The 5269-nt window shown below is 66.1% G+C and carries 5 protein-coding genes; 1 reads left to right on the top strand and 4 read right to left on the bottom strand.

The genetic code is table 11. The features are described from left to right. Together ACFE7F_RS15400 and ACFE7F_RS15395 are read right to left on the bottom strand one after the other, a co-directional pair. Positions 1 to 565, bottom strand: a 565-nt coding sequence (locus ACFE7F_RS15400; protein WP_375404731.1) for an MFS transporter, incomplete at its 3' end; no start/stop codon positions are given. A gap of 5 nt (positions 566 to 570) precedes the next feature. After that, complete coding sequence (locus tag ACFE7F_RS15395; RefSeq protein WP_375404730.1) at positions 571 to 3168, bottom strand: TonB-dependent receptor; 2598 nt, start codon at positions 3166 to 3168, stop codon at positions 571 to 573. Positions 3169 to 3338: 170 nt separating this feature from the next. On the opposite strand from ACFE7F_RS15395, the gene ACFE7F_RS15390 reads away from it, so the two are divergent. Then, positions 3339 to 3971, top strand: a complete 633-nt coding sequence (locus ACFE7F_RS15390; RefSeq protein ID WP_375404729.1) for a TetR/AcrR family transcriptional regulator — start codon at positions 3339 to 3341, stop codon at positions 3969 to 3971. 12 nt (positions 3972 to 3983) lie between these two features. Here ACFE7F_RS15390 and ACFE7F_RS15385 read toward each other — a convergent pair whose 3' ends face one another. Further along, entirely contained in the window at positions 3984 to 4661 is a 678-nt protein-coding gene (locus tag ACFE7F_RS15385) for a DUF6445 family protein (RefSeq protein ID WP_375404728.1), read from the bottom strand. A gap of 7 nt (positions 4662 to 4668) precedes the next feature. Continuing rightward, a partial coding sequence (locus tag ACFE7F_RS15380; protein WP_375404727.1) for a substrate-binding domain-containing protein occupies positions 4669 to 5269 on the bottom strand: 601 nt, incomplete at its 5' end.

Genomic DNA, 5269 nt, shown 5'->3' with positions numbered 1-5269 from the left:
CGATCGCGGGCGTGACGAACAGCGGAAAGACCACGACGAACATCAGCACGGTCATCACGTTGCCGCCCGACCATCCGAAAAACGTCCGCACTCCTTGCAGCGAGGCGCGCTCGTCGTAATCGTAACTCAGCTCCGGCAACAGCGCGCTCGAAGGCGTTTCATAGAAAGTCACGGCCACACGCACCGCAACGCTCATCAGCAGCAGGTACCAGAATACGCCGTTTTCGCTCAGCCCCACGGGCGGCATCCACAGCAACGCGAAGCCGACCGCGAGCGGAATCGCGCTGGCGTACATGAGCGGATGACGCCGCCCCCAGCGCGACCGGAGATTGTCGGACCAATAGCCCACGACCGGGTCGGTGAACGCGTCGAGGACAAGCGATGCGGTGATCGCCAGGCTGACGAGCCGGGCGTCCAGGCCGACCACCTGCGAATAGAAGATCAGCAGGAAGTAGTTGAAGCCGGTCTCGGTGACCCCGTTGGCGACCGCACCGAACCCGAACGCGCCGGTGGTCCACCGCGACGGTGCGGTGGAGGCGGTCGGGCCGGGTGCGGATGCGACCATGGCGGTCAGAACTTGAACCGGACGGAGCCGCCATAGGTGCGCGGCTGATTGTAGAAGCCGTACACGCTGCCCGGCTGCGCCACGCCGTCGAAGATGAAGGTCAGGTAGCGGTCGTTAAGCGCATTGCGGACATAGGCCGACAGCTCGAGCCCGTTCGACAGCTGCAGCGTCGCCGAGGCGTTCAGCTCGTCGACCTCGCGCTTGAACTGGCGTCCGATCGCCAACGCGGCCGAGGCGTCGCGTACGCCGTTCACGACGCGGACGAAGCCGGGAAGCCCCTGGCTGACCTGAACCTGGCTGGCATACTGATAGTCCGTCCGCAGGATCAGCTTCTGCCCGCCCGCGAATTCGTGGGTGTACGCCCCGCCGATCGACATGGTGATCGGGGCCACCTCTTCGACGTCTTGGCCGCTCAGATCACCGAGCGGCGAACCCGTGAAGCTGTTATATTCGGTATCCAGATAGGTGACCGCCGCGAACAGCGTCAGCGGATCGACGGGAGTCACGCTGCCCTCGAACTCGAAGCCGCGCGTCGATTGCCGGCCGGCGTTGGTGAGGATGAAGCCGGTTCCCGAGAAAACGTTGCCCTGGAAACCCTTGATCGACTGGTCGAACACCGCGACGTTGAACTTCACGCGGCCGAAATCGGCCTTCAGCCCCGCCTCCAACACCTCGGACTGTTCCGGCCCGGCGAAGCGCGTACCGGAGGTGAGGTTGGGGATCGCCAGTCCCGCCGCCCGGATCGGCGAGGTTGCGGGTGCCGGGCGCTGGGCGGACGAACCACGGATGAAGTCGGCGGCACTCGGCCGGCTGTCGCGCGAAAGGTTGAACGAGCTCGCCTTGAAGCCCGTCGCGTAGGTCGCATACAGATTGATCGTGTCGCTCGCCTCGTATGCGGCGCGCACGGTGTAGGACCAGTCGTCATCGTTGGTACGCCCGTTCTCCACCGCATTGGGAAAATTCAGGAACGGCGGCAGGAACTGCAGCCCCTGCAGAGCCAGTAACGGATTTGCTGCCGTGTTGGCGACGGTCGCCGGTACGCCGATCGCCACGCCCACCGCCACGAGATCGACCGCGGAGAAGGCGTCGGTGGACACGACATTCGACCGAACGCGCTTCTTATCTTTGGTGTAGTTAAAGCCGCCGGTCAGCGTAAGCCGATCGAATGGCTTAAAGTCGACGGTGCCGAAGATCGAATAGGACTCGTCGTTATAGTCGAACTGGTCGGTGATCGCCCGCCCGGCTTGCTGGAAAGTGCGGGGCGGCAGGCGCAAGATACCTTCCACGGCACTGATGCCGCCACCCGTGGTCGTACCGTTCGCCCCCGGCGTGCCGCCGGCCAGCAAGTTCAGGTAATCGCGCGTGTCTACGCCGAAATCGAGCGCATTGACCTGGTTGATATCCTCTTTGAAGTAGAAACCGCCAAGCAGGAAATTGATCGGGCCATCAAAATTCGAAGCGACGCGCAGCTCCTGCGTGAACGTGTCGATCTTGGTGTTGATCAGGTTGGTGCTGATGTCGGCCGCGGTGAAGTCACCGTCGTCGACGCTCTCGCTGCGCAGTTCGCGGTAGGCGGTGATCGAGGTCAGGGTCAGGTCGCCGAGCGAATAGTCGATCTGGCCCGACACGCCGTAATTCTCGATCCGGTTCTCCGGCAGGCGTGACAGCCGGATGCGGTCGGGATCGGGGCTGTTGCGGTTTATCGCCGTCTGCCCGGCGGCGAAGTCCAGCGCGGGGATCGTCGGTCCCGCCAGCACGTTGCGCGTGCCGCAGCACAGTTCATCCAGCTTGCTGTAATCGCCGATGATCCGGACCTCCAGATCGTTGCCCGGCGAGAAGAGCAACTGACCGCGGATGTCGTACCGGTCACGATCGTTGATCTTACGATCCAGGTTCTCGACCCGTACGAATCCGTCGCGTTTGTTGTAATTGCCCGACAGGCTGAAGGCCAGGAGGTCGGCGATGATCGGGCCTGTCACGTCGGCCTTGGCGACGTACTGGTCGAAATTACCGTAGGTCGCCGCGACCGAGCCGCCGAACTTGAATTGCGGGCGCTGCGTCACGACGCTGATGACGCCCGCCGACGCGTTCTTGCCGAACAGCGTGGATTGCGGCCCGCGCAGCACCTCCACGCGCTCGATATTAGGAAGGTCGGTAATCTGCGCGGCGGAGCGCGAACGGTAGACGCCGTCGATGAACACGCCGACCGATGGCTCGATGCCGGGGTTGTTTGCGCCGTTGCCGAAGCCGCGAATGAAGAAGTTGGTCTGGCCGGATGTGTTGCCCTGCGCGACCCGGAGCGACGGCACCACCGTCTGCAAGTCGATCAGGTCGCGGATCTGCGCCTGCTCGATCGTCGCGGCGCTGGTCACCGAAACGGCGATCGGCGTGTCCTGCAGCGTCTGCTCGCGCTTGGAGGCGGTGACGATGATATCGCCCTGCTGCCCGCTGGCGAGGTCGCGCGCGGCGGGCTGCTCGGGATCGACGGTCGGGGCGGTGGTATCCGGCCCGGCCGACGGTGCGGGCGTGGTCGTCTGGGCCAAGGCGGGCCCGGCGATCGCCAGCGCCAAAAGGGATATGCCGTAGTTCAAGCCGTTTCGCATCGTCGTCTCCCGTAGCCGATCGTCCGATGTCACCCCGGAGCGTCGTGTTCCCGGTTTCTATTCCACACTAGATATTCTAGCACAATCTAGAAAACGAGGGTTCAGGATGGGCGCTTGCGCCGACCGGGCCACTCGGGAGGGGAAGGTCGATGACAAAGGGAGGCGCATGCGTGGGGTCAGGAATCGCGGAGGCGACCGATGAGGCCGCCCGTCCGCTGTCGCGCAGCGTCAAATCGGCCAAGAAGCGCGACGCAATCATCGTCGCGGCCACGACGGTCCTGAATGCGCGCACATACGCGCTGGCGACCATGACGGAGATCGCGGCCGCGCTCGAGCTGCGCGACGCGACGCTGTATTATTATTTTCCGAGCAAGCCCGCGCTGTTCTATGCCTGCCATCAGCGATCGATGACGCGCTTCGAGGCGTTCCTGACCGACGCGGACGAGGCCGAGGCGACCGGCGCGGGTAAATTGGAGCACTTCCTGTGGCAGCTGGTGCACGACTCCGCACGCGACGGCCCGCTCCTGTATTTCGGCGACTATTTCCACTTGGAGCCGCAAGAGCGCGACGTCATCGCCGAATGGGCCGACCGGCTGACGATCGTGCTGGAGCGGTTCGTCGAGACGGGGATGGCGGATGGATCGATCAGGCCGTGCGAGACCAGGCTAGTGGTGCAGCTGCTGCTGGGGATGCTGATCTGGCTCGCTAAATGGGTGCCCGGCGTCGAAGGATTGACCGCCGAACGATTGTTGGCGGCGATGGGCGTGTTCAGCATGCGCGGACTGGACAACCGCGCGCCGTAAACCGCGGCTCGGCTAGGCCGCGACCAGAAACGCCGTGACCGTCAGCCGTCCGGTCGCCGGATCGGGCGACAAGGCGGCACCGGGGGCGATCGCACCGCTATGGAGGAGGAAGCTGCGATAGATGAGCGCGCGGTCGAAACGCGCCTCGGCGAGCATCGTTCGTTCGAACAGCGGCGTATCGTCCGCGATGTAGCTCGGCGGCGGCTCGCCCGCATCCTGCAGCTCGGCGTCGAGCCGCTCGAAATAGCCGGGCGCGCGCGCGGCGTCGACCGTCTCATATCCGGTCGATCGGTGCCGGAAGAATGCGGTGCCGTCGCCCCCCTCGGGCGACAGATAATGCACGATCGCGAGCCGGTCCGCCGCGAACGCGTCGCAATGCGGCAGGCGCTGCCGCACGGACAGCGCGGACGGCAGCGTCGTCACGACGGAGAAGCTCGCGTCGAGCACGTCTACGCGTCCCCGGTAACCGAACGCCCGGGCCATGACGTCGGCGAGCACCGACCCGCGTTCCTGGAAGTAGTCGGCCGGCAACGACGCGCGAAGCCCGGGATAATGCTGTCCCGCCGGCCCGAACCGCTCGGCGATCGCCGCGGCGCGGAGCGCGGCCGGATCGGCGGAGAAGCCGTCGATCACGACGAGCGGCTGCCCCTCGATCCCGACCGAGCGGACGGTCACGTCGGGGCCGCTCACCGCGCGCTTAAGAACGGGATGGGCGCGGCGCGGTGGATCCGCGCAGCGCCAGGCTCGCCGGGATGACGATGGGCGCGGTCGGAACGTCGCCCCCGACCTGGTCGGCGATGATCAGCTCGACGGCGCGCGCGGACACCTCGGCGATCGGCTGGACCACCGCCGTCAGCGGCGGATGGGTGAAACGCACGATCGGGGTGTCGTCGAAGCTGACCAGCGACAGGTCGCGCGGCACGTCCAGCCCGCGCGCGCGGGCCGCTTCCAGCGTCGCCAGCGTCATCCGGTCATTGCTCGCGACGATCGCGGTGGGAGCCACCTCGCCGTCCAGCAGATCCGTCGCGGCGCGCGTGCCCGACTCGTAGCTGAAGTCCCCTTGCGCGAGCAGATCGTCGGTCGCGAAGCCCGCCGCGTCCATCGCCGCGCGCCAGCCGCTCACCCGCCAGCCGCTGAGCTCATAGTCGGGCGGCCCCGCGATGAAGCCGATCCGGCGGTGTCCGAGCTCGAGGAGATGTTCGGTCGCCAGCCTGGCGGCGCGCTCGTCGTCCATCGTCAGGGCGAAGCCCGGACCCTCCTTCAGCGACCCGATCCGCGCGAAGCTGATCCCCTGTTCG

Source organism: uncultured Sphingomonas sp. (assembly GCF_964235535.1).
Taxonomy (GTDB): Bacteria; Pseudomonadota; Alphaproteobacteria; order Sphingomonadales; family Sphingomonadaceae; genus Sphingomonas.
Note: the sequence above shows the minus strand (reverse complement) of the source record. Positions and strands in the feature narration are given on the sequence as shown.

What these genes read in the sequence shown, in the direction of transcription:
- ACFE7F_RS15395 (WP_375404730.1), bottom strand. Translation starts at nt 3,168, where the DNA reads ATGCGAAACGGCTTGAACTACGGCATATCCCTTTTGGCGCTGGCGATC.